The sequence below is a fragment of the Corynebacterium sp. CTNIH16 genome (assembly GCF_032821655.1).
GTDB classification, from domain to species: domain Bacteria; phylum Actinomycetota; class Actinomycetes; order Mycobacteriales; family Mycobacteriaceae; genus Corynebacterium; species Corynebacterium marquesiae.
Genome location: NZ_JAVBIG010000001.1, coordinates 35,741 through 56,722 on the forward strand (window position 1 = coordinate 35,741; position 20,982 = coordinate 56,722).

The 20,982-nt window shown below is 58.2% G+C and carries 20 protein-coding genes and 7 tRNA genes; 5 read left to right on the forward strand and 22 right to left on the reverse strand.

The annotated features are described in order from the left end of the window. Window positions 1-2: 2 nt before the first annotated feature. The 7 genes from secD to RAE04_RS00195 all read right to left on the reverse strand — a co-directional run bounded on the left by secD (window position 3) and on the right by RAE04_RS00195 (window position 6,790). Window positions 3-1,895 (reverse strand): protein translocase subunit SecD, encoded by a 1,893-nt coding sequence (gene secD, locus RAE04_RS00165; RefSeq protein WP_317026025.1) that lies wholly within the window; start codon window positions 1,893-1,895, stop codon window positions 3-5. Between the two features lie 238 nt (window positions 1,896-2,133). Next, window positions 2,134-2,493, reverse strand: a complete 360-nt coding sequence (yajC, locus tag RAE04_RS00170; protein ID WP_299137607.1) for a preprotein translocase subunit YajC — start codon at window positions 2,491-2,493, stop codon at window positions 2,134-2,136. A 75-nt stretch (window positions 2,494-2,568) separates the two neighbouring features. Further along, window positions 2,569-3,648, reverse strand: a complete 1,080-nt coding sequence (ruvB, locus tag RAE04_RS00175) for a Holliday junction branch migration DNA helicase RuvB (protein ID WP_317026026.1) — start codon at window positions 3,646-3,648, stop codon at window positions 2,569-2,571. Window positions 3,649-3,669: 21 nt separating this feature from the next. Continuing rightward, window positions 3,670-4,287, reverse strand: coding sequence for a Holliday junction branch migration protein RuvA (gene ruvA, locus RAE04_RS00180; RefSeq protein ID WP_317026027.1), 618 nt, complete (start codon window positions 4,285-4,287; stop codon window positions 3,670-3,672). 34 nt (window positions 4,288-4,321) lie between these two features. After that, window positions 4,322-4,888, reverse strand: a complete 567-nt coding sequence (gene ruvC, locus RAE04_RS00185) for a crossover junction endodeoxyribonuclease RuvC (RefSeq protein ID WP_040425252.1) — start codon at window positions 4,886-4,888, stop codon at window positions 4,322-4,324. A 180-nt stretch (window positions 4,889-5,068) separates the two neighbouring features. Next, window positions 5,069-5,824: a YebC/PmpR family DNA-binding transcriptional regulator gene (locus tag RAE04_RS00190; RefSeq protein WP_005324988.1), complete on the reverse strand. Its 756-nt coding sequence runs from the start codon at window positions 5,822-5,824 to the stop codon at window positions 5,069-5,071. A 93-nt stretch (window positions 5,825-5,917) separates the two neighbouring features. Then, window positions 5,918-6,790 carry an acyl-CoA thioesterase gene (locus RAE04_RS00195; protein WP_317026028.1) on the reverse strand — a complete coding sequence of 291 codons (873 nt, stop codon included), beginning with the start codon at window positions 6,788-6,790 and terminating at the stop codon, window positions 5,918-5,920. 180 nt (window positions 6,791-6,970) lie between these two features. Here RAE04_RS00195 and RAE04_RS00200 point away from each other — a divergent pair, with 180 nt between their 5' ends. Continuing rightward, the gene (locus RAE04_RS00200; RefSeq protein ID WP_317026029.1) at window positions 6,971-8,311 is read left to right on the forward strand and encodes a DUF2029 domain-containing protein; all 1,341 of its coding nucleotides are present in this window, start codon (window positions 6,971-6,973) and stop codon (window positions 8,309-8,311) included. 21 nt (window positions 8,312-8,332) lie between these two features. Here the strand turns inward: RAE04_RS00200 and RAE04_RS00205 are convergent, their stop codons facing one another. The 15 genes from RAE04_RS00205 to RAE04_RS00275 all read right to left on the reverse strand — a co-directional run bounded on the left by RAE04_RS00205 (window position 8,333) and on the right by RAE04_RS00275 (window position 17,759). Beyond that, window positions 8,333-8,794: a hypothetical protein gene (locus RAE04_RS00205; protein WP_005328532.1), complete on the reverse strand. Its 462-nt coding sequence runs from the start codon at window positions 8,792-8,794 to the stop codon at window positions 8,333-8,335. Then, a complete protein-coding gene (locus tag RAE04_RS00210) occupies window positions 8,794-9,897 on the reverse strand; it encodes a glycosyltransferase family 4 protein (RefSeq protein WP_049378267.1) in 1,104 nt (367 codons plus the stop codon). Before RAE04_RS00210 ends, RAE04_RS00205 begins: the two co-directional genes overlap by 1 nt. Beyond that, the gene (locus RAE04_RS00215) at window positions 9,897-10,841 is read right to left on the reverse strand and encodes a phosphatidylinositol mannoside acyltransferase (RefSeq protein WP_317026030.1); all 945 of its coding nucleotides are present in this window, start codon (window positions 10,839-10,841) and stop codon (window positions 9,897-9,899) included. The genes RAE04_RS00210 and RAE04_RS00215 overlap by 1 nt, the downstream gene beginning before the upstream one ends. A gap of 38 nt (window positions 10,842-10,879) precedes the next feature. After that, window positions 10,880-11,485 carry a phosphatidylinositol phosphate synthase gene (pgsA, locus tag RAE04_RS00220; protein ID WP_284791031.1) on the reverse strand — a complete coding sequence of 202 codons (606 nt, stop codon included), beginning with the start codon at window positions 11,483-11,485 and terminating at the stop codon, window positions 10,880-10,882. After that, window positions 11,478-12,077, reverse strand: coding sequence for an HIT domain-containing protein (locus tag RAE04_RS00225; protein WP_317026031.1), 600 nt, complete (start codon window positions 12,075-12,077; stop codon window positions 11,478-11,480). Before RAE04_RS00225 ends, pgsA begins: the two co-directional genes overlap by 8 nt. After that, window positions 12,064-14,127 (reverse strand): threonine--tRNA ligase, encoded by a 2,064-nt coding sequence (gene thrS / locus RAE04_RS00230; protein WP_049378271.1) that lies wholly within the window; start codon window positions 14,125-14,127, stop codon window positions 12,064-12,066. The genes RAE04_RS00225 and thrS overlap by 14 nt, the downstream gene beginning before the upstream one ends. Window positions 14,128-14,204: 77 nt before the next feature. Next, window positions 14,205-15,431 (reverse strand): Dyp-type peroxidase, encoded by a 1,227-nt coding sequence (locus RAE04_RS00235; protein ID WP_317026032.1) that lies wholly within the window; start codon window positions 15,429-15,431, stop codon window positions 14,205-14,207. Between the two features lie 2 nt (window positions 15,432-15,433). After that, window positions 15,434-16,036 carry a copper chaperone PCu(A)C gene (locus RAE04_RS00240; protein ID WP_317026033.1) on the reverse strand — a complete coding sequence of 201 codons (603 nt, stop codon included), beginning with the start codon at window positions 16,034-16,036 and terminating at the stop codon, window positions 15,434-15,436. Then, the gene (locus tag RAE04_RS00245; protein WP_317026034.1) at window positions 16,036-16,602 is read right to left on the reverse strand and encodes a copper resistance protein CopC; all 567 of its coding nucleotides are present in this window, start codon (window positions 16,600-16,602) and stop codon (window positions 16,036-16,038) included. Before RAE04_RS00245 ends, RAE04_RS00240 begins: the two co-directional genes overlap by 1 nt. 530 nt (window positions 16,603-17,132) lie before the next feature. Next, window positions 17,133-17,208 (reverse strand) — tRNA-Gly (locus RAE04_RS00250). A 42-nt stretch (window positions 17,209-17,250) separates the two neighbouring features. Next, window positions 17,251-17,322, reverse strand: a tRNA-Val gene (locus tag RAE04_RS00255). Window positions 17,323-17,349: 27 nt separating this feature from the next. Continuing rightward, window positions 17,350-17,420, reverse strand: a tRNA-Cys gene (locus tag RAE04_RS00260). A 30-nt stretch (window positions 17,421-17,450) separates the two neighbouring features. Beyond that, window positions 17,451-17,526, reverse strand: a tRNA-Gly gene (locus RAE04_RS00265). A gap of 38 nt (window positions 17,527-17,564) precedes the next feature. Then, window positions 17,565-17,636 (reverse strand) — tRNA-Val (locus RAE04_RS00270). A 47-nt stretch (window positions 17,637-17,683) separates the two neighbouring features. Next, window positions 17,684-17,759, reverse strand: a tRNA-Gly gene (locus RAE04_RS00275). Between the two features lie 245 nt (window positions 17,760-18,004). Between RAE04_RS00275 and RAE04_RS00280 the strand changes: the two genes are divergently transcribed. The 4 genes from RAE04_RS00280 (at window position 18,005) to RAE04_RS00295 (ending at window position 20,980) form a co-directional block, all read left to right on the forward strand. After that, window positions 18,005-18,076, forward strand: a tRNA-Val gene (locus RAE04_RS00280). 73 nt (window positions 18,077-18,149) lie between these two features. Continuing rightward, a complete protein-coding gene (locus RAE04_RS00285) occupies window positions 18,150-19,052 on the forward strand; it encodes a DMT family transporter (protein ID WP_317026035.1) in 903 nt (300 codons plus the stop codon). Window positions 19,053-19,123: 71 nt separating this feature from the next. After that, window positions 19,124-19,810: a pyrimidine reductase family protein gene (locus RAE04_RS00290; RefSeq protein WP_317026036.1), complete on the forward strand. Its 687-nt coding sequence runs from the start codon at window positions 19,124-19,126 to the stop codon at window positions 19,808-19,810. A gap of 18 nt (window positions 19,811-19,828) precedes the next feature. Further along, window positions 19,829-20,980: a glycosyltransferase family 87 protein gene (locus RAE04_RS00295; RefSeq protein WP_317026037.1), complete on the forward strand. Its 1,152-nt coding sequence runs from the start codon at window positions 19,829-19,831 to the stop codon at window positions 20,978-20,980. The last annotated feature ends 2 nt before the right edge of the window (window positions 20,981-20,982 follow it).

The following is a 20,982-nucleotide window of genomic DNA, read 5'->3' on the forward strand; positions in this document are numbered from 1 at the left end:
GCTTATTTCTCCTCATCTTCCGCAGCATCTACGGGACGTGCGGTACTTGCGGCAGAATCTCCTGCCGTTGCTTTGGTGGCTGACTCCTTCGCGCTCGCGGACTCAGCAGCGTGTGCTTGACGACGTCCCGAGCCGAAGTAGCCGCGCTCACGGCGCTCTTCCACCAGTGCGTAGATACCACCGAGGCCGTTCATCGAAGGTTTAGCAGCAGCCGGACGGCGGCCGACCATCTGCATCAGCGGCGCCATGACCAGGAAGGATACGACCAGGTCGAATACCGTGGTAAGGCCCAAGGTAAAGGCGAAGCCCTTCACCTCGCCGATGGCGAGGAAGTAGACCACAACGGAGCCAATCAAGGTCACCGCGTTACCGGTCACAATGGTGGCACGAGCGCGCTCCCACGCCTTTTGCGTAGCGGAGCGGAACGTGCGTCCCTCGAGGAGCTCATCCTTGATGCGCTCGTAGTAGACCACGAAGGAGTCAGCAGTTGCGCCCACACCAATGACTAGACCCGCGATGCCGGAAAGGTCCAGCGAGTAACCGATCCAGCGGCCCAGCAGAACCAGGGAGCCATAGGTCAGGAGGCCAGAGGCAATGAGGAAGATGAGGGATACGCCGGCAAGCGCGCGGAAGTAGTACAGCGAGTACGCCATCACTAGTACTAGGCCAACGAGGCCTGCAATGAGGCCGGCCTGCAGTGCGGCCTTGCCCAGTGTGGGCGGAATGGACTCCACGGTGCCGCCTGGTTCGCCATTTTCACCTGCGAAGGACAACGGCAGTGCGCCATACTTCAGGTTATTTGCCAGACTCTGTGCCTCTTCCTGGCTAAAGTCACCAGTAATGGAGGTGGCAGAGCCTACCGGGGTTGCACTCTGGATAACCGGTGCGGAAATAACCGCAGAGTCAAGCGTGATGGCAACCTGGTCCTTAAGGTGTTCCTGCGTCAGGTCTGCCCAAGTCTGAGAACCGTTCGGACCATCACCGGTCTTGAAGGAGAAGTTGATCTCCATCTGGCCAGACTGGCCGTTGAGACCGCCTTCGATCGGAGAATTGGTATCGATTTCGTTACCGGTGAGGCGGGTACCGTTTTCGTCCTTGATGCCATTGAGAAGCGGTGCTGGCTCCAGTACGTACGGGTTGCCGTTGGAGTAGTCACAGGTAACAAACGGTTTAGCAGGATCGTCGGCTCCGGCAAGGGGATCGGTACTGCCCTGGCAGGTCATCAGCGCGGAAGCTGCAGCCTGGGTGGTCGGATCCTCGGACTGACGGTCCTTCAGCAGGATTTCCGTTACTTCATCGCGACGCTTAGTCTGCTCAATAGAGTTGCTTGGCTCCTCAAGCGGCTTGGCGCTGACCTTGGGAGCTTTCTGTTTCTTCGGCTCCTTACCAGTCATCTGCGCTTCTTGCTGGGCGATGGCCTGGGTCATCTGCTCCATCTGCTTGTTGGCCTCGTCTGCGCTGAGTACGTCGTACTTCACCCAGCGGTTGGCCATATCTTCCAGCTCCTTATTGAGCTTTTCCATATCCGGCATGGATGGCTTAGCCACCGGACGGAAGAACAGCTGCGAGGTTTGGCCGACGGCCTGCGCTTGGGAGGCATCTTCTCCCGGAACGGTAATGACCAAGGTGTTGCCGTTGATGACAACCTCAGAACCAGAAACACCCATGCCGTTGACACGCTGTTCCAAAATGTTGCGTGCTTGCTTGAGTTGGTCTTGGGTGGGTTCCTCGCCTTGCGGCGCCAACGTTACGCGAGTGCCACCCTGCAAGTCGATGCCGAGCTTCGGGGTGCTTTGACGGTTACCAGTTAAAAAGATAAGCGCGTAGATAACAACCACAATGAGAACGAAGAGCGCGATCGCGCGCTTCGGCCATTGGCGTTTGCTATTTTTCATAGCGCCACGGGTTTTTGCGGACAACGATAATCTCCTGTGCTGCTTATAACAGGGTGTTTAAACATTAAATACGGCCCAGCCACATGGCGCAGGCACGTTAACAACGCACAATCGTACGTCATCAAGCGGAATTTTCCTTAACGAGGTCCAGAAAAGACTCAAAGTGTGATGGGGTCTACGCTCCCCGAAGGCCCCACCCACCTAGCAAACGTTAAGGCAACTCTTAGGAAATAGCGGGCTATTTCTTCTCCTGGCCGTCAAACGGAGGATATTCCTCATCTGGCAGGTCATCTGCCGCATCATTCTTGGCGTCCCCAGCAGCAGGGCGCTCAAGGCTATTGGCTTCCTCCTCCGTGCGAATGACGGCCATCTTGTCAAAAGTAACCACCACACCAGGGGCGATTTCTAGATCCACATCCTTGTCGCCAGTACTGCGCACCACGCCGTGCACGCCGCCCGCCGTAACGATGGCGTCGCCCGGCTGCAGGGAATTCTGGAGGGCCTGCATCTCATTTTGACGCTGGCGCTGCTTTCGCATGGCCATAAACGAGGGAACAACGAAGAGGATGCCAATAATGATGAGAATGATGATTTCCATAGCACCCTAGTGTGCCAGACGGCGGTGCGCACAGAAACCCCAAGGGGGCCATCGCCAAGCAGGCTAGCCCTTAAATTAAAACAGCCCGGCCGCGCCCTCCGGCGGGGTAAGCCCTAGGTGTCGCCATGCTGCAGCGGTAGCTACACGGCCGCGTCCCGTGCGCGCAACCATCCCGGCACGCACCAGGTAAGGCTCACACACCTCCTCTACCGTCGAGGGCTCCTCGCCCACTGCGATGGCCAGTGTGCTCACGCCAACCGGTCCGCCGCCGTGCCCCTTAATCAAGGCATTGAGCACCGCTCGGTCGAGGCGGTCAAGTCCCATGTCATCTACGTCAAAGACTTCGAGCGCTCCCTGGGCCGCGCTGAGATCAATCCGGCCGGTGCCATTGACCTCGGCATAGTCACGAACGCGGCGCAGCAAACGGTTAGCAATACGCGGGGTTCCGCGCGACCGAGAGCCAATTTCTACCGCCGCATCGTGGTCAATTTCCACGTTCAAAATGTGGGCGGCGCGCTTGATCACCTGGGTGAGATCAGCCGTGTCGTAGTACTCCATCTGCGCGGTGAAACCGAAGCGGTCGCGCAATGGGCCCGTGAGCATGCCGGCGCGCGTAGTCGCACCGACCAAGGTAAAAGGCGGGATCTCTAGCGGAATAGAAGTAGCACCAGGCCCCTTGCCCACGATGACGTCAATGCGGAAGTCCTCCATTGCCATGTACAGCATTTCTTCTGCTGGCCGGGCAATGCGGTGGATCTCATCGATGAACAGGACATCGCCTTCCATAAGGTTGGAAAGCATTGCGGCCAAATCACCGGCGCGCTCCAAAGCGGGCCCGGAAGTCATACGCAGCGAGGTGCCCAGCTCTTGGGAAATAATCATCGCCATTGTGGTCTTGCCCAAACCGGGCGGCCCCGAAAGCAAAACGTGGTCGGGCGTGACCCCACGGTTCCTTGCCCCCTTAAGCACAAGGGAGAGCTGCTCGCGTACCTTGGGTTGGCCGATAAACTCCTCGAGCGACTTTGGACGCAAGGAGCGTTCAATATCATGCTCCTCGGAGTGCGCGGTGGCATCCACATCGCTATTGCGCGGGGTGGCGTGTGCCGCGTCGACGCCCTCAGGGAGATTGAACTCGGTGCGCTCAATATCGGACATGATTTTCAGCCTTCCTGCCGGTTATTTCTTCTTGCCCAGCTGCGCCAGCGCCGCGCGCAAGAGAGAGGACGTATCGGCATCGGGATTTTCCGCGTAGGCGGATTCCACCACGGGACGCGCTCCCTTATCGCTAAACCCAAGGCCAACAAGTGCCTCAGTCACGCTTTCAACCACGGCACCACCGGCCGGCGCGGTGACGGCATCAACGGAGCCTGCGGCGGCAGGCTCGCTTGGCGCAAAGGCCGCTACCTTATCTTTCAGCTCCAGAGCCAAGCGTTGAGCCATACGCTTGCCGACGCCCGGGATAGTCTGCAGCGCCTTGACATCTTCCGCGCCAATTGCCGCAGCAAGTTCCCCTGCCCCCATGACCGACAGCGCCGCTAAGGCCAGCTTGGGGCCTAGACCAGACACGGATTGCAGCACTTGGAACATCTCGCGGTCCTCATCAGCGCTAAAGCCATAGAGAGTCAGAGAATCTTCCTTGACCACCAAGTTGGTAAGAACCGTAGCCTGTTCTCCGCGACGCAAGGTGCCCAGTGTCTTTGGGGTAGCCAGAAACTTGTACCCCACGCCTGCACAATCGATAACCCCATGGTCGAGTCCAATATGGATTACCTCTCCACGCAGTGCAGCAATCATTGGCTTCTTATCCTTCCACTCTCAGTAAAAATCCCTAGCGCTTCTTGCCCTGGCCGCGCACGCCGCTGGTCTTAGCACCAAGCCCGAGCCCGGTATGGTCCATCCGCACAATGGCCGGGGCACGCCAGCAGTGGCACACTGCCAACGCAAGAGCGTCGGCGGCGTCGGCAGGCTTGGGCGGTTCAGTCAACCCCAGAATACGGGTAATCATGGTGGTCATCTGCTTCTTATCTGCGCGTCCGTTCCCTGAGATGGCCTTTTTCACCTCGGACGGGGTGTACATGTACACCGGAATATCGCGTTCAGCCGCAGCCAGCACCAGCACCCCTACGACGTGGGCCGTTTGCATGACTGTGGATACCTGGCCGCGTTCGAAGACGCGCTCGATCGCCACCACATCTGGCGAATAGTCATCCATCCACTCTTTCGCCGCCACCGAAAGGCGCAGGAGGCGCTCCGTCAAGTCCTTATCGCTAGGGGTGCGCACCACGCCGACAGAAACGGGAAGGATTGCTCGGCCACGACCAGCCTGAACCACCGAAAGCCCGCAGCGCGTCAAGCCTGGGTCAATTCCCATCACGCGCATTCCTTCTAGGTTCATCTCTCCCCCATGGTCATGTCGGCACCACCGTGCACTGCCTACCGCCCCATTATGGACTACACACAGGTGTTCTACAAGCGTAGCATCCAGCCACCCCATGGAAAAGCGCCGGCAACGTCTCCTGCGGGCAATCCCCACGGAGCGCTACCGGCGCTAAGGTCCGTTCCTGCTACAAGAGGATTAATCCTCGTTCAGCTCGGCTAGAACCTCATCGGAGAGATCCATATTGGTGTAGACGTTTTGCACATCATCGGAGTCTTCCAAGGCATCAATGAGGCGGAAAATCTTCTTGGCGTCATTGGCCTCCAGCGGCACCTCGACAGACGCACGGAAGTCATTGTCGGAGTCATCGACCTCAATATCGGCGTCCTTGAGCGCGTCCTTGACTGCCTGCACATCCGTCGGCGCGCAAACGATCTCAAACTTCTCGCCTTGGTCCTTAACCTCTTCCGCGCCTGCTTCCAGCACGGCCATCAAGACGTCATCCTCCGTCAGCTCGCCTTTTTCTACCAAGACGTAGCCGGTACGGGTGAACATGTAGGCCACAGAGCCGGACTCACCCAGGTTGCCGCCGTTCTTGGACATCGCGGTACGCACGTCGGTCGCCGCACGGTTGCGGTTATCCGTCAGGCACTCAATGAGCATTGCTACGCCGTTCGGGCCGTAGCCTTCGTACATTATGGTTTCCCAATCGGCGCCGCCGGCTTCTTCACCGGAACCGCGCTTGCGAGCACGCTCAATATTGTCATTGGGGACGGAGGCCTTCTTGGCCTTCTTGATCATGTCATCAAGGGTTGGGTTAGCCGCTGGGTCACCACCGCCAGTACGAGCCGCCACTTCGATGTTCTTGATCAGCTTGGCAAATTCCTTGCCACGCTTGGCATCGTTGGCAGCCTTCTTATGCTTGGTAGTTGCCCATTTCGAGTGGCCTGACATGTAGTCCCTTTCTAATCGGGTGCTGAAACTGGTGGCAATTATACGTGTGCTGCACGAACGCGTGAAAGCGACCCCCTTATAAGCGGGACATCCTTATACGTTGTGCCAATTGCCATGGGCAGAGCCGCTGCCCAAATTTTCATCTAAGTAACGTGTAAGGCCCTCTTGATTTACCAACGCCACCAATTCACCCTGCTCTGTAAAAATTTTGCCACGCGCAACCGCCGTTGCGTTCGACGCCGCGGGTGATACCTGCTCATACAACAACCACTCATCCACGCGGAATGGGCGCAGGAACCATATCGCATGGTCAAGGCTGGCCAATTGCACTTTTTCTCCCTGATGCGGAATAAGGGCCGAGCGAATCAGCGTCATATCTGACATATAAGTCAGCGCAGCGCAGTGAAAGGCAGAATCCGCTGGGAGATGACCTGTGTTGCGGAACCAGATATACCGATAGCCTGCACCGGTGCGCTCTGCAGCCTCCGGATCGCGTCCTTCTTCTGGCACGAGGCGAATATCCCATTCCTCCCACTCTTTGAGGATAATCCGGGTGGAGTACGGGGCCCCACCGCCCATCCGAGCTGCCTCCTCGGGCCCTGGCACCTTCGGTGCGGCGTCCTGATGCTGCGGACCATAGTCACCGTCGCGGTGGAAACTAGCCATGAGAATAAAAAGGAGCACGTCACGCTGGTAGACACGCACCTGCCGATTGGCAAAGGATCTCCCCTCCCGAATGCGTTCGACCCGGATCTCAATTGGCCGGCTCGCATCGCCAGGGCCGACAAAGTAGCCATGCAGGGAGTGGATGTCTTTGCTGGACACAGTGCGCTGGGCTGCGGCCACTGCTTGAGCAGCAATCTGCCCGCCGAAGGTACGTTCAATCCGCGACTCCACAGCAGGGCCTTTAAAGACATCGGCCACTTTCGTTTCCTCGACAGCCAGAACCTCGCGAATAGATGCCATCTGCACACTCCCTATGTCCTACATCACTTTCTAAGCAATTGCCGTCCACACTACTCACTGGACGAGCCGTCAGTTTGTTTTTCAATCCGTCCCCCACTTCTGGGAGCAAAAGTGGAGGAATTTTCTAGAAGAAACTATGTCCGCTACCGAAGTAGGCGCGCATTGAATAAAGTCTTTTGAGTGAAACGCATCGCTTCTGTTCCAGCAGTATGGATTGGGTGGGTCATCGCCCGCCTCGTCCTTATTTACCTACTCAAGATTAACCACAATCCCAGGGGCGATGTCGCATATTATTTTGCCGGGCTCTTTGGCGATGACCCGACACAGATGACCGAATACCCCCACTCGGGCACGTGGCCCACGGTGCTTTTGGGATGGCTCACCGGCGAGAATATCACCGCATTCTATATCGGCTTCACCATCATGACCCTGCTTGTTGACGCCGCCTTTTTAGCCCTCCTCCTGCGCCACCACCCGACTCAACCGCGCAGTTTCCAGGCCGCCTGGTTCTGGGTCCTCTTCGGCACCGCAGCTGGCCACACCTTTGTGTGGCGTCTCGATATTTTCCCCGCCTTAGCCGTGGCCGGGGCAGCTGCACTTCTAGCTACCCGTCCGCTCATCGCCTCAGCGGTACTGGGATTTGCCACCACGATGAAGCTATGGCCAGGAGTCCTCGCTGCCGGCTTGGTGGGCCGCTTCAACAGCTCCGCAACCTGGCAGCGCCTACTCGCGTTTTTCTGCACCATCGTCGCGGTCTGCACCGTCACGATTACTGCCTCTGGCACCGAGCGCCTGCTTTCACCGCTGAATTATCAGGGCGTGCGCGGTCTCCAGTTGGAGTCCATCCCGGCGACGTTCCTGCTGCTGCAGGCACATCGCTCTCCGGGGCGGTGGCACCTGGGCTACGCGCCGTCCAAGAGCTTTGAAATTTCCGGGCCTGGCGTAGATACCGCAATGACGTGGAGCACTATTGCCACCATTGCCATGCTCCTCTTCGCAGTGGGCTGGGCGCTGTACCGACTGTGCGCCGGCGGATGGACCACCCGCACGACCATGGCGTTTTTTACCGTTATGGTCCTGCTTCTTATCGCGACGAATAAGGTTTTCTCCCCGCAATACATCGTCTGGCTGGGCCCCTTGCTTGCCGTGGTGATCCGCCAGCGCCTGCCGCAAGGATTCGCCTCCCTGCGGAAATTCCAAGCCTTGTTAGCGTCCTGCACCATCATCGCCGCCGTGCTGGGCACCTTGGTCTACCCATTCAACTATGACTACATCTGGAACCACGTGGGCGAGAACATGTTCGCCGTCTACCTATTGGTAGCCCGCAATATCCTCATCGTTGTCATGGCCATCATCGGACTTATCTGGTTTGCAGTCGAGGTGGCCCTGGCTTCGAAGATCGAGCGGGCAGATGTGCAGCAGCGACAGCCTCCTTCCTCCCCGGCAGATGGCGCGGCTGCTAGCACCGAGGCACAGCCGGTATTCCGTCGCCGACGCGGCCGGCACGCACTTGCCTCCTGAAACTTGAGGTAGATCTGCTGGCTACTCGGCCAGCATATAGTCAAAATATTCCGGCAATTTTGCGGTGCCGCCCAGATGAAAGAGCCGTACCGCAGGGCGCAAGCGCAGCGCGCGAGTGTCGCTGACCGCCTCATTGTAGAAGCGATGGGCAAGTTGGATGCGGCCCTCGGCGTCGGCAAGCGCGGCAGGGCGACGGTCCGCCGGAAACTCCCTCACTATGGCGGCAGATAGTTCCCGCTCGGCCATCGTGCGTGGTTCGAAATGACCCTGATAGAGCTCGGTAGATTCCGCTCGCTGAGCTAGCGCCGCAAGCTCTGGTGCTACGGCCGCTGTCACCGCTGCCCTGCGGTCTAGAGCCGCCTGCAGCTGGGCCAGCGAGGCATCAGTGCGGATATGCAGTGAGTTAAGCCGCTGGGCGGTAAAAAGCGCCCACAAACCGACGATGATAAGTAGGAAGAGGACTAGAGCAATTTCAATGGCCATCAACGCTTTACCCTCACCTTGGTACCGTCTTGGACAGTCTCATAGACCTGCATCACGGCCGCCGCTACATGGTCCCAGTCATAGGTGCTGGCACGTTGGACGCCATTGCGCACCAACTGGGCCCGATACTCGGCATCATCAAGTACCTCGTTGAGGACGCGAGCCAAATCCTCGCTGTCTTCATTGCGAAAAAGTGCGCCGGCAACCTCGTCGGAATCGGCATTGCACACCGCACGGAAGGCTTCAAGATCGGAAGCAACGACAGCTGCGCCGGCGGCCATGGCCTCTACCAGCACGATGCCGAAGCTTTCGCCACCGGTATTTGGGGCCACGTAGACATCGGCACGGCCCAGGATTTCTGCCTTTTCGGCGTCGCTGACCCGGCCTACAAAATCCACACTCTCGACCTCGCGGGCGCGGCCACCGCCCATGATGGTCACGCGGATATCGTGGTGTACTTGGCGGAGCGCGCTCAGCAGGATATCGAGGCCCTTGCGCGGTTCATCCAAACGTCCCAAGAAGACAACTTCCAGGGGATCGCCAGAGGCTTTGGCCGGGCTCCGGCGCCGAGCCTGGGCGTAGACCGACGTATCCACGCCGTTGGGAATGAGGACCGGGTCTCCGCCCAATTGCTCCACCTGCCACCGCCGCGCCATGTCGGATACCGCGATGCCACCCCGGATCTTTTCCAAGAAGGGTACGAGGAAAGGTTTGGCCAGGGTCAGCACCAGGGAGCTAGACGCGGAAGCGTGATACGTCGCCACCAGTGGGCCTTGGGCCACAGCCAACGCGGTCATGGAAAAGCTCGGGGAGTTCGGCTCATGGATGTGCAAGACATCGAAGTCGCCCTCCTTGATGAATTGCTTTACCTTACGTGTTACATGGGGCCCCACGGACAGGCGCGCCACCGACCCGTTGTACGCGATGGGGAAAGCCGGCCCTCCCTTGACTACGAAATCCGGGAGCTGGGTGGATTCCGCAGCGGGGCCAATGACCTGTACATGGTGCCCTTGTTCAATGAAGACAGTCGCTAGGTCAAGAATATGGGCTTGAACCCCGCCTGGTTCATCGAAAGAGTAGGGGCATACGATTCCTATGCGCACTAGCTCCCCCCTTCCTGCGATGGCCCAGTGTGGCGGGCATTGCGGGCATTTTCGGCCGCCCGCGCTTGCCGACGCCTCTCTATGTCCACATTCCACTGCGGCTGCAACATATGCCAATCCTCCGGGTGGCGGCGGATATTGGCGGCGAAGCCATCGGCCATGCGCTGCGTTGTCTCCTGCAAGTCCGTTACCTCGAGCTCAGGAGACACAGAGAGCCCCCAGCCCTCGCCTGCAAACCAGGAGTGCACCACGTGCAGGGCGGCGCCAGTCTCTAGGGCAAGCTGTGCGGGACCGGCGGCCATATTGGCCTTTTCCCCCATGAAATCCACGGTAACGCCGCTTCGGGTGAGGTCGCGCTCAGCCAGCAGGCAGACCACGCCACCGGCTTCCAGCACCTCTTTGAGGCGGGCGAAAGGCGAGGCTTCGCCGCCAGTGAGGGGGAGAACCTCAAAGCCAAGGGTTTCGCGGTAGTCCACAAAGGCGTCGAAAAGCACTGCGGGCTTAAGGCGCTCTGCAACGGTAGTGAACTGGCCATAATGACCGACGAGGAAGACGCCCGCCATATCCCAATTGCCGGAATGTGGCAATGCCAAAATGGTGCCGCGGCCGGATTGAGCCGAAGCATCAAAATGCTCAAGGCCTTCCAAACCACTGAGCAAGCGCTCATGCAGCCCGGCATCACCGTGGATAGCTGGCAGGCGGAACGCCTCCATCCAATAGCGCATATAAGAACGCACGGAATCCCGCACCAACGCGCGGGTAACGTTTTCCGGGCCCACCACTCGCGCTAGGTTGCGGCGCAAGCCCTCCATTCCCCGACCGTTGCTACTTGCGTAGTCCGCACCCCAGCGAAAAAGCGTGCGCGCAATGGGCTCGGGCAGACGGCGCACCACCTTCCACCCCGCCAGGTAACCCGCCGCGGAGAGGTCTTCTCTATCCCACATGGTGTCACAACCTCCTGTTTTAGGTGGTGCAGTACCAGCTACTGCTGCTCTTGGCGGGCAGCAATAACCATACGCTGGCACACGGTAAAGACGGAGCCAACGGCCAAGATCCACAGCGCTACCTCAATGGCATGCGGGACTCCCAAGCCTTCGAGGCCGATGCCGCCCAATCCCAAAATAAGCCGCTCGGGACGCTCAATCAGGCCGCCGACCATCTTGAACCCGGACGCTTCTCCCCTAGCCTTGATATAGGAAATGACCTGAGAACATACCAAGGTGACAAAGCACGCAATAACCGTGATGCGGGAAGAATCCGCAGAATAAATCAGCCACCATGCAATAGCACTGAACAATGCACCGTCGGTGATGCGATCACAGGACGCATCCAAGGTCGCACCAAAGGCAGTAGCCTTGCCGGTCAAGCGCGCCATTGTGCCATCGAGCATGTCGAAAGCGGCGAAGAGGCCGGACAAAACGGCAGCGGAAAAAAGGTGGCCGGTAGGAATGAGGATCACCGAAATCGCAATGGTGACTATGGTACCCACAACCGTGACCACATTCGGGGTCAGGCCTAGCTTCAAAAAGGCCTTGGCTATAGGTTCCACCACCACGGCGGCGGGCTTTCGCCCATGCACGCTAAGCACGCGAATCCTCCTCTTCCATCTCGCGCCATCCTTCTGCCAGCACGCGACGCGTATCCTGCAGAAGCTGCGGTAATACCTTAGTCCCATCGAGGACAGTCATAAAGTTACTATCCCCGGGCCACCTTGGCACCACATGCAGGTGCAGGTGATCTCCCACCGAGCCGCCCGAAGCACGACCCAGGTTTAGGCCCACATTGATGGCTTCTGGGTGTGAAACCCGCTTGAGCACCCGGACGGCCTTTTGCGCGAAGGCCATCAACTCCTGAGATTCCTCTTGCGTAAGGTTCTCCAGCTGCGATTCCTTGCGATACGGCACCACCATGAGGTGCCCGGCGTTGTACGGAAACAGGTTCAGCAATGCATACACGGACTTGCCTCGAGCAATGATGAGCCCGTCTTCGTCGCTACCCTGTGGCGCTTCCACGAAGGGGTCCTTAGAACGCTTGGCAATATAGGCCATGCGATAAGGCGCCCATAACCGCTCTAGGCGGTCCGGCTCGCCAGCGCCTGAGTCAACGAAGGTCTCCTCCGCAGCTGGGTTTTCAGCGACGGAGGAGCTGTCGGTTTCGTGTGTCTCTTTAGCGTCGGGCACTGATGAGCTCTTCGGTCGGCTGCTCGTTGTTGCGCTCTGCTACCCATGCGGCGATGAGCTCCACAGCTTCCTTTACCGGCACACCATTGACCTGGGTGCCGTCGAGGAAGCGGAAGGACACGGCATCAGCTTCTACGTCGCGCGCGCCAGCCACCAGCATGAACGGAACCTTACCGGTGGTGTGGTTGCGAATCTTCTTCTGCATGCGGTCATCAGAGGTATCCACATCGGCGCGGATACCCTTCTGACGCAGCTGGGCGGCAACCTCTTCGAGGTGCGGGGAGAATTCGTCAGCCACCGGAATGCCCACCACTTGGTGCGGTGCCAGCCATGCTGGGAAGGCGCCGGCGTAGTGCTCCAGCAGGACGCCAAAGAATCGCTCGATGGAGCCGAAGAGCGCACGGTGAATCATGATTGGGCGCTTCTTCGTGCCGTCCGACGCAGTGTATTCCAGCTCGAAGCGCTCCGGCAGGTTGAAGTCCAACTGCACGGTAGACATCTGCCAGGTACGGCCGATGGCGTCGCGAGCCTGCACAGAAATCTTCGGACCGTAGAAGGCTGCACCTGCGGGATCCGGAACCAGCTCCAAGCCGGATTTTTCTGCGACCGACTGCAGGATAGACGTAGAGCGATCCCAGATCTCATCAGAACCGACGAACTTATTCGGGTCCTTGGTAGAAAGCTCCAGGTAGAAGTCAGACAGTCCGTAGTCCTTCAACAAAGAAATGATGAAGTCAAGGACCTTGGTCAGCTCCTCTTCCAGCTGCTCTTCGGTGCAGTAGATGTGAGCATCGTCCTGGGTAAAGCCGCGGGCACGGGTCAGGCCGTGGACCACGCCAGACTTTTCATAACGGTAGACGGTACCGAACTCAAACAGACGCAGCGGGAGCTCGCGGTAGGAACGGCCACGGGATGCAAAAATTAGGTTGTGCATCGGGCAGTTCATGGGCTTGGCGTAGTAGTCCTGCGGTTCCTTGACGGTATTGCCCTCTTCGTCATATTCGCCATCGAGCTGCATCGGCGGGAACATACCGTCGGCGTAGAAGTCCAGGTGACCAGACTTCTTGAATAGGTCACCCTTGGTGATATGCGGGGTATTAACAAAGGAGTACCCAGCCTGTACGTGGCGGTTGCGAGAGTGGTTTTCCATCTCCATGCGAACGGTCGCGCCATTCGGGTGGAATACCGGGAAGCCGGAGCCAATCTCATCTGGGAAGGAGAAGAGATCTAGTTCCTGACCCAGGCGGCGGTGGTCGCGCTTTTCAGCCTCTTCCACCATGGTTTGGTAGGCCTCCAGCGCCTCCTTGGACTCAAAAGCGGTGCCGTAAATGCGCTGCAGGCCAGCCTTGGACTGGTCACCGCGCCAGTAGGCAGCTGAAGAACGGGTCAGCGTGAAAGCCGGGATGTACTTGGTGGTCGGCACGTGCGGTCCGCGGCAGAGATCGAACCACTCTACTTCCCCGGTGCGCGGGTTGATGTTGTCATAGTGGGTGAGATCGCCGGAACCGACTTCTGCGGCCTCGTCGGAGTCAGGGTCAACGTTGCCCTTGTCTTGGACCAGCTCGAGCTTGAAAGGCTCCTCGGCGAGGGCCTTTTCCGCTTCCTCCGCGGATTCATAGACATGGCGCTCGAAGCGCTGGCCGCCCTTGATGATCTTCTTCATGCGCTTTTCAATCGCTTTGAGGTCTTCCGGCGTGAAAGGCTCGGCGGTCTGGAAATCGAAGTAGAAGCCATTCTCAATGGCCGGGCCGATGCCCAGCTTGGTGCCGGGGAATTCGGCCTGCACGGCCTGGGCCATAACGTGGCCGCAGGAGTGGCGGATGACGGCACGGCCGTCTTCCTCGCTAGCGGCAACCGGGGTAAAGGTGGACTCCGTGTCTGGGGTGTGCGACAAATCAAAGAGAGTGCCGTCCTCACCGCGCACGACTACGACAGCCTCAGGGCCCTTATTAGGAAGGTTGAGCTCTCGCATTGCTGCGCCCACGGCCTGGCCGGCGGGCACGGTGAAGGAATCGTAATTGACCGGTACTGCGGGGATGAGTTCCGCCATAATCGCGCTCCTTTATGCGCTCGTGCGTCGGCGGCATACCTGGCCGCGTCCGCTATTTAAATTTACGGATAGCTATTCTACAACCCTGCATGCTCGCAGAGCGATTTTGCCCACCATGACTCGCGCCCGTCGGCATCGCGGGTGCCCGGCGGGCAGAAATACATAGCCGAACCAATATGAGTCAACCACTCGTTCAGCAGGTCCGATTTATCCAAACGGGCCTGGATAGGCTCGAATTGCTTGGTGGGATCTTGCTGATAGCAGATGAAAACCTGGCCAATATTGGAAAGCTGCCCATCCTTGCCATCGGGAGCCAGCTCATAGTTATACGGCCGGCGCAGGATGCGCTGCTCTGGATGATCGGCCGGCGGGGCGGCAACGGCCATGTGCGAGTTCTTATCAATCACCGGCAGGCCGTAATCATCTACCGCATCAAAATCTGCAGCATCAAATTCTTCTTCACCGGTAAGCGGGGCGCCGGTGTCGAGCTTGCGGCCCACCGCATTTTCGCGGGAGGGGCGGTCGAGTTTCTCCCACGTATCCACATTCATGCGAATGCGACGCACTACCATCGCCGTTCCGCCTTGTGCCCACTTCGGCCCTTTATCGATCCATACCTGGGCTGCAAAATCCTCCTCGCTGCGCGGATTGACGGTGCCGTCCTTTTGCCCGAACATATTGCGCGCGGTAGCGCCCTTTTCGTGGCTGCCATAGGCGTTAATAAAGCCCTGCTGCAGCCACTTCACGCTGGCATAGTGCTCACCTGCGCGCACCATGTGCCGCAGGGCGTAGGTATTCATCAGTGGGTCATCGCAGCAGATCTGCAAGACGATATCGCTTTGTCCCCACTTAGCCTCCAGCGCATCGCGTTTAAAGGAACGCACATCTCCCAACCAGCGTGGTTTCTCCACGCCGAGCAAGGAGAAAACCTTTTGACCTAGACCGCAGGTGATGGTCAAGTTGGCGGGCTGTTGCACCATTTCCGGTTCCAGGGTGCCCAGCGGCGCCTCCCCCGTACACAGCGCGCGGGCGTCCTCAGTCCACAGCTTCATGAGGCTGGCGAACCCCCGCTTGTCGACGCCCCTTTTAAGATCAAACCCAACCAGGTTCAGGTGCGCTTGCTCCGCGGTTGCGATGCCTGCTTGATGCTCGCCGTCAAAAGCCACGAGGGCGTCGGCCAACACAGGCTGTTCCTGTGCCCCAGCATCCGGGGAAGACCCCTGGTTATTGCAGCCTGCCAACGCGAAGGCACTGGTCGATACCGCAGCGCCGGTAAGAAACCCCCTTCTGCTGAATCCAGACATAACTAGTGGTCGTGGCCTTCCTTATTGTGGGACATATCTCCGTGCTCCATGTGGGACATTTCGTGGCCCTCCATATCGCCGTAATCCTCATCCCCAGCAGGCATGCTACGCGTTTGGATCTCGCCCAGATCGAGCTCTTCGCCGCCCTCTAGTTCCACTTTGAGGTCAAGGGATTCGCCGGGAGCGATGTGATTTTCCATGTCCATGAGCATGAAGTGGTCACCACCAGGTGCCAGCTCGTGGGACTCGCCGGCTTTGACTACCAGTGGGCTCGACATTTCCTGCATCTTGCCATCGACAGTCTCATGCATCTGGTTCACCTTGGCATTGAGGCTGGTGGAAAAACCGGTGATAGCGATGTCCTTATCGGTATGGTTCACCAAGGTGCCAAAAATAGCAGTCATGTCCTTGTCCTCATTGGCGCGCACGACAGCATCCTCAAAGGTCAGTTCTTTAGATTCCGCAGCGGAGGATGTTTCCCCGACACTAGTGGAAGCATCCACCTTCGACTCGGTGGAATCATTTTGGTTTTGCGGTGAGCAACCCGCCAGGGCGAGGCCGGCCACAGTCAAGCCCACAAGGGCGATGCTAGAAATCTTGGACATTATTTTTCACCTTCCGAATCAATGCGACGAGACTTGGCAATAAATAGGGCAACTACTGCGGCAATTGCCAAAACACCGCCCACCCCCAGAATGATTTTCAGCGGCATTGACAGGCCCTCGGTTCCTTCCTGGTCTGCCGTGTCTGACTCTGGGGCCTCGGTGTTTTCGGACCCGTCACCTTTGACAGAAAATTCCACACCGCCGCGGGTAGCGTGCCCATCCGATGACGTGATCTGAAAGCCCACCTGGTATTTACCCGGCCCAGGATGGACATCCGCAGGGGTCTCAATGGTGAGATCCCGCTCATGGAGCTTTGGTTCTTGGCTAAAAAGTTTCTCACCGGTATCGGTGTTGGTTACGGCGAAGGTGTTGAAGTCCTCTTTGGGGATGCCAGAAAACTCGAGGGTGATTTCCTTAGGGAACTCATCGAGTTGGTCGCCGTCTTTGACCGAACCGCCAATAACGGAGTCGTGCGCGAATGCGGCAGGCATTGACCCTCCCAAAACCAGTGCGGCCGTGCCCACTGCTGCAGCTGTACGGCGCAGCCAAGGTACGCGGTAGCCCATAGATAGCTCCTTTTGTGTTGAAAATGCACAAGTTGAATTGTCAGACATACTAGCCCCGCGACTTGCCAGAGCGGCAATCACAAAAAGCAGCGCGTCGAGACATATGTCGGCTTGAACTGGGATCGAGTTCCACCTTCGAAATAAAAAGAGGTATTTATCACTATTTAAGCCAAGTTGACTCAATTCGAACGGACCCTACCTTAGGGCCTCTCCATTTGTCGGGCATTAAAAACGGACCAGAAGCCATCAAGGCAAAAATAACCAAGGCGGCGCCTACGCCGATAAGCGCCAAAGGCCACGCCGCGTTGCCGCTGCCGTCACCCGCATCTGCCGCAGTAAGGCCCGCAGAGAAAAGTACAGTCCCCGAAACAAAAGACGCGAAGCCGCAAGCTCCAACCAATAGCGGTACCACTAATGTGCGTAACATCTTTCCTCCTCCGCTGAGGGTTTTGACCTTGCAAAGGCAAGCGTATCGCACAAAGCGCAGAAGGAAACATAGAAAAAGCCACCCCATGGCAGGGGTGGCTATATGGAGCGGATGACGAGACTCGAACTCGCGACCCTCACCTTGGCAAGGTGATGCGCTACCAACTGCGCTACATCCGCGTGGCAAACATAAGTTTGCCACGGGTTCTAAAAGGAACCCTGTGCGCGATACTGGGATTGAACCAGTGACCTCTTCCGTGTCAGGGAAGCGCTCTCCCACTGAGCTAATCGCGCTTAATGCCCGAAGGCATTAAGAAGTTGAGGTGGAAACGGGAATCGAACCCGTGTGCACGGTTTTGCAGACCGTTGCCTCACCACTCGGCCATTCCACCGTGGCGATACCGCCTCACACAATACAGTGCTGGAGCGGATGACGAGACTCGAACTCGCGACCCTCACCTTGGCAAGGTGATGCGCTACCAACTGCGCTACATCCGCATGCGAAACCAGGCCCGGTTTCTAGGACAAAGTCCTTGTGCGCGATACTGGGATTGAACCAGTGACCTCTTCCGTGTCAGGGAAGCGCTCTCCCACTGAGCTAATCGCGCGTTATTCATTTAGAATCACTCTTCACGGGAGAACCCTTAGAAAAGCGTGGAGCGGATGACGAGACTCGAACTCGCGACCCTCACCTTGGCAAGGTGATGCGCTACCAACTGCGCTACATCCGCATTGCCCCGCGAACTTTGTACCGTTGCGGTGCGAGAAGAAACATTATCGTGCTCCGCGCCAGTTTCCAAATCCCCAGCCCAGCGGCATTCTTTGCGGCGCCGATTTTTTACATTCGGACCATCCCAAAACACACTGATGTGATTCTCTGAAGACAGAGAACCACAAGCCGCCTCCCTCTGATGTGCACTCCTGCCCAGCCAATTAGGTGTTTGAATTTAGTGCGGTGTAGATTTAGCCACCGCAAGGTCCTATAGCTCAGTGGGAGAGCGTTCCGTTCACACCGGAAAGGTCACTGGTTCAATCCCAGTTAGGACCACAATTTCCCGCCCATCGCTCCACTCCATGGGAGCTTGGGCGGGTTTCTTTATATGCCTGTAAAGTGTCCCGACGTGTTGTGGATTCTCTTAGGCATTATCGCCGGACTCGTTCTGCCCGTTCAGACCTTGGTTAATACGCGCCTTCGCGCGTCTACTGGCACGCCGTTTTCCTCCTCGCTCATCTCGTTTGCCGTGGGCACGATGACTTTGCTTGTCATCGCGACAGCCGTCACCGGCGGCGAATTCGGCATTTCCCGTGCCTTTGGGGAACCGCTGTGGATTTGGTTCGGTGGCCTGCTCGGCGTGGTTGCGCTTACTGGAAATATCCTGTTGTTTCCTCATCTGGGCGCGGTCCAAACCGTGGTCCTTCCCATCGCTGGCCAGATCATGATGGGCCTTGTCGTCGACCACTTTGGACTATTTGACTCCCCCACTTCCCCACTATCTCTGGTTCGCGCCCTAGGGGCACTAATTGTCCTCGGTGGAGTGATTTCTATTGTAGCCAGCCCCGGCGCGCCGACGAAGCAAGAAGACAGTGTTATGGCGTTATGGCTTTGGCGCCTCGCAGGCTTTGTCTTTGGTTGCTTTACCGCAAGCCAATCCGCCATTAACGGCCACCTTGGTCAGATCACCGGGTCGCCCGTTAGTGCGGCTTTGGTTTCTTTTAGCATTGGCGTTTCCGCGCTGGTAGTGCTCAATATTGCTTTGCGCTGGCGCCCTCGCATTGAGCGTCCTGAGGGCAAGGCTAACCCATGGTGGATGTGGGCAGGCGGCGCCTTGGGAGCCTTGTTTGTCTTTGGCAACGCGGCCTTAGTACCGCAGATTGGTACTGGGCTTACTGTGGTGGCAACCCTTCTTGGTTCCATGGTGGGCTCCCTACTGATCGATCGTCTGCGGGGCGCCCCCGTAGCAATGCGCCAGGTAGCCGGCATTGCAGTGATTTTGGTTGGCGTAATACTCATCCGCTTGATGTAGGCCCATCGTCTGGGGTGCGCCCTGCGCTTTACCGTTCTGGGTATCTGCTGCCTTGACTAGGCTGGGAAGGCATGGATATCTCTTCGCTATTGGGCCCGGATTCCGGTGATGTATTCACCGTCCGCACAAATATGGTCAGCACGCTAACCGGCTCGGCAACCATGAACCACGTTTCCGAAGACATGGGAAATGATACTGACGGGCAGCTCTTCGCAGCTTTACGTAACTGGGCAGACGTCGTGTTGGTGGGTGCGCAAACGGTGCGTGCGGAGGACTATTCAGGAGTCGCTCCAGCCAGGGATGGCTCACGTCCCGCTCCGATTGCGGTGCCTTCCCGCAGCCTTGATTTCGATATCACCTCGGACTTCTTCACGGATTTCACAACCCCTCCCATCCTCTTAGTCCCCCATAGCAGCCGGGACGACCAAGAGCTCGCACAGCGCATCGTGACCATCGAATCCGCAGGCGCGGAAGTCTGCGATGCTGGCAAAGGAACCGTGCGGGACTATATATCCGTCTTGAAGGACCGCGGGTTTAAGCGCGTACTCTGCGAGGGCGGGCCAGGAATGATAGGGCAGCTGGTAGACATCGATGCCATCGACCAGATGTATTTGACCCTAGACCCACATCTATCTACCGGCGTGGAAACTCCCATGGCAACTTTTCAGGGCGAGCATTCCCATCGCCGCATGCAGTTAGAAAATGTCGCGGCCGATCACGATGGCACGGTGTTTCTGCGGTATTCCCGCGCCCGCTAGGCCGTAGACTAAGGGGCCGTGAATTCCCGAATCAATGCCGCTGCCTGGCCTGTGGCCATCCTGCTTGTTGTGCATCGCGTGTTCATCATCGCGCGCAATGGCACGCCGACGGATGATTTCACCACGGTGTATAACGCTGTGGCACGCATGTCCACTGGCCAGCCGGTCTATGAGCAGGCTTATAACCACGTTGATCCGCTGTACCTGTATACCCCGGGGGCGACGCTGCTGCTCGCGCCGCTAGCGCACATCGATTTTTCGCTGGCACGGGGACTATTCATCGTCGCCAACGCTGCTGCAATCGTGGCAGCGCTAGCGGTACTCACCCTTGCGGTGGGCCGCACACTTACTTCGGCAGTGTGGCCAATATCCATCGCTTTGGCCTTTGTCACGGAATCGGTGACCAATACGCTCGCATTTACCAATATCAACGGCATTCTCTTGCTGTGCATGGCCGTATTCTTGTGGGCCTTCGTGCGCGCCGAGCGCACCCCATTGATGGGCTGGGTGGCAGGCGTGGCCATTGGACTGGCCATCGTCATTAAGCCGCAATTTGCGCCGTTGCTCTTCCTGCCGTTGGTCAAGCTACAATGGCGCAGTCTCGCGACCGGAGTCAGCGTACCGGTAGTACTCAACCTACTAGCGTGGCCGCTCGTGCCGGACGCTAGCGGCTTTGTGGATAACCTCCTGCCCTACCTCTCAGAGACCCGTGACTATGCCAATTCTTCCTGGGCAGGCTTCCACGCCTACGTTGACTTTGGCACGGGACTGTATTGGACCGTGTGGTTGATATTTGCCGCGCTTTCGGCCGCAGCGATTCTCGGGCTTTTACGCTGGCGCAACTCCGACCCGACCTTGTGGGCACTGACGACCAGCGGGGCGATCATGGTGGGTATCTTCTTCCTGTCTTCCCTCGGCCAGCAGTACTATTCCATGTGGCTTTTCCCGCTGATGTTTACCGTGGTACTCCCACGCTCAGTATTTCATTCCGCAGGAGCGTGGTTTGCGGCCTTTCTCTATTTGGCTCCCGTTTCCTGGGCGTCTACAGCGCACCCGGATGCTGGTCGGTGGATGAATTTTTTCACGGCCACGGCGGGATGGGCGCTGCTTATCGTCGCAATTTTCGCGACAGTCGCCGGATGGTGGCGTGCCGCGCGCAGCACGGTTTAGAC

Excerpts from the sequence above, each read along its gene's own strand:
- secD (WP_317026025.1), bottom strand. The coding sequence starts at position 1,895 with ATGAAAAATAGCAAACGCCAATGGCCGAAGCGCGCGATCGCGCTCTTC.
- yajC (WP_299137607.1), bottom strand. The coding sequence starts at position 2,493 with ATGGAAATCATCATTCTCATCATTATTGGCATCCTCTTCGTTGTTCCC.
- ruvB (WP_317026026.1), bottom strand. The coding sequence starts at position 3,648 with ATGTCCGATATTGAGCGCACCGAGTTCAATCTCCCTGAGGGCGTCGAC.
- ruvA (WP_317026027.1), bottom strand. The coding sequence starts at position 4,287 with ATGATTGCTGCACTGCGTGGAGAGGTAATCCATATTGGACTCGACCAT.
- ruvC (WP_040425252.1), bottom strand. The coding sequence starts at position 4,888 with ATGAACCTAGAAGGAATGCGCGTGATGGGAATTGACCCAGGCTTGACG.
- RAE04_RS00190 (WP_005324988.1), bottom strand. The coding sequence starts at position 5,824 with ATGTCAGGCCACTCGAAATGGGCAACTACCAAGCATAAGAAGGCTGCC.
- RAE04_RS00195 (WP_317026028.1), bottom strand. The coding sequence starts at position 6,790 with ATGGCATCTATTCGCGAGGTTCTGGCTGTCGAGGAAACGAAAGTGGCC.
- RAE04_RS00205 (WP_005328532.1), bottom strand. The coding sequence starts at position 8,794 with ATGGCCATTGAAATTGCTCTAGTCCTCTTCCTACTTATCATCGTCGGT.
- RAE04_RS00215 (WP_317026030.1), bottom strand. The coding sequence starts at position 10,841 with ATGTGGGATAGAGAAGACCTCTCCGCGGCGGGTTACCTGGCGGGGTGG.
- thrS (WP_049378271.1), bottom strand. The coding sequence starts at position 14,127 with ATGGCGGAACTCATCCCCGCAGTACCGGTCAATTACGATTCCTTCACC.
- RAE04_RS00235 (WP_317026032.1), bottom strand. The coding sequence starts at position 15,431 with ATGTCTGGATTCAGCAGAAGGGGGTTTCTTACCGGCGCTGCGGTATCG.
- RAE04_RS00240 (WP_317026033.1), bottom strand. The coding sequence starts at position 16,036 with ATGTCCAAGATTTCTAGCATCGCCCTTGTGGGCTTGACTGTGGCCGGC.
- RAE04_RS00245 (WP_317026034.1), bottom strand. The coding sequence starts at position 16,602 with ATGGGCTACCGCGTACCTTGGCTGCGCCGTACAGCTGCAGCAGTGGGC.
- RAE04_RS00290 (WP_317026036.1), top strand. The coding sequence starts at position 19,124 with ATGGATATCTCTTCGCTATTGGGCCCGGATTCCGGTGATGTATTCACC.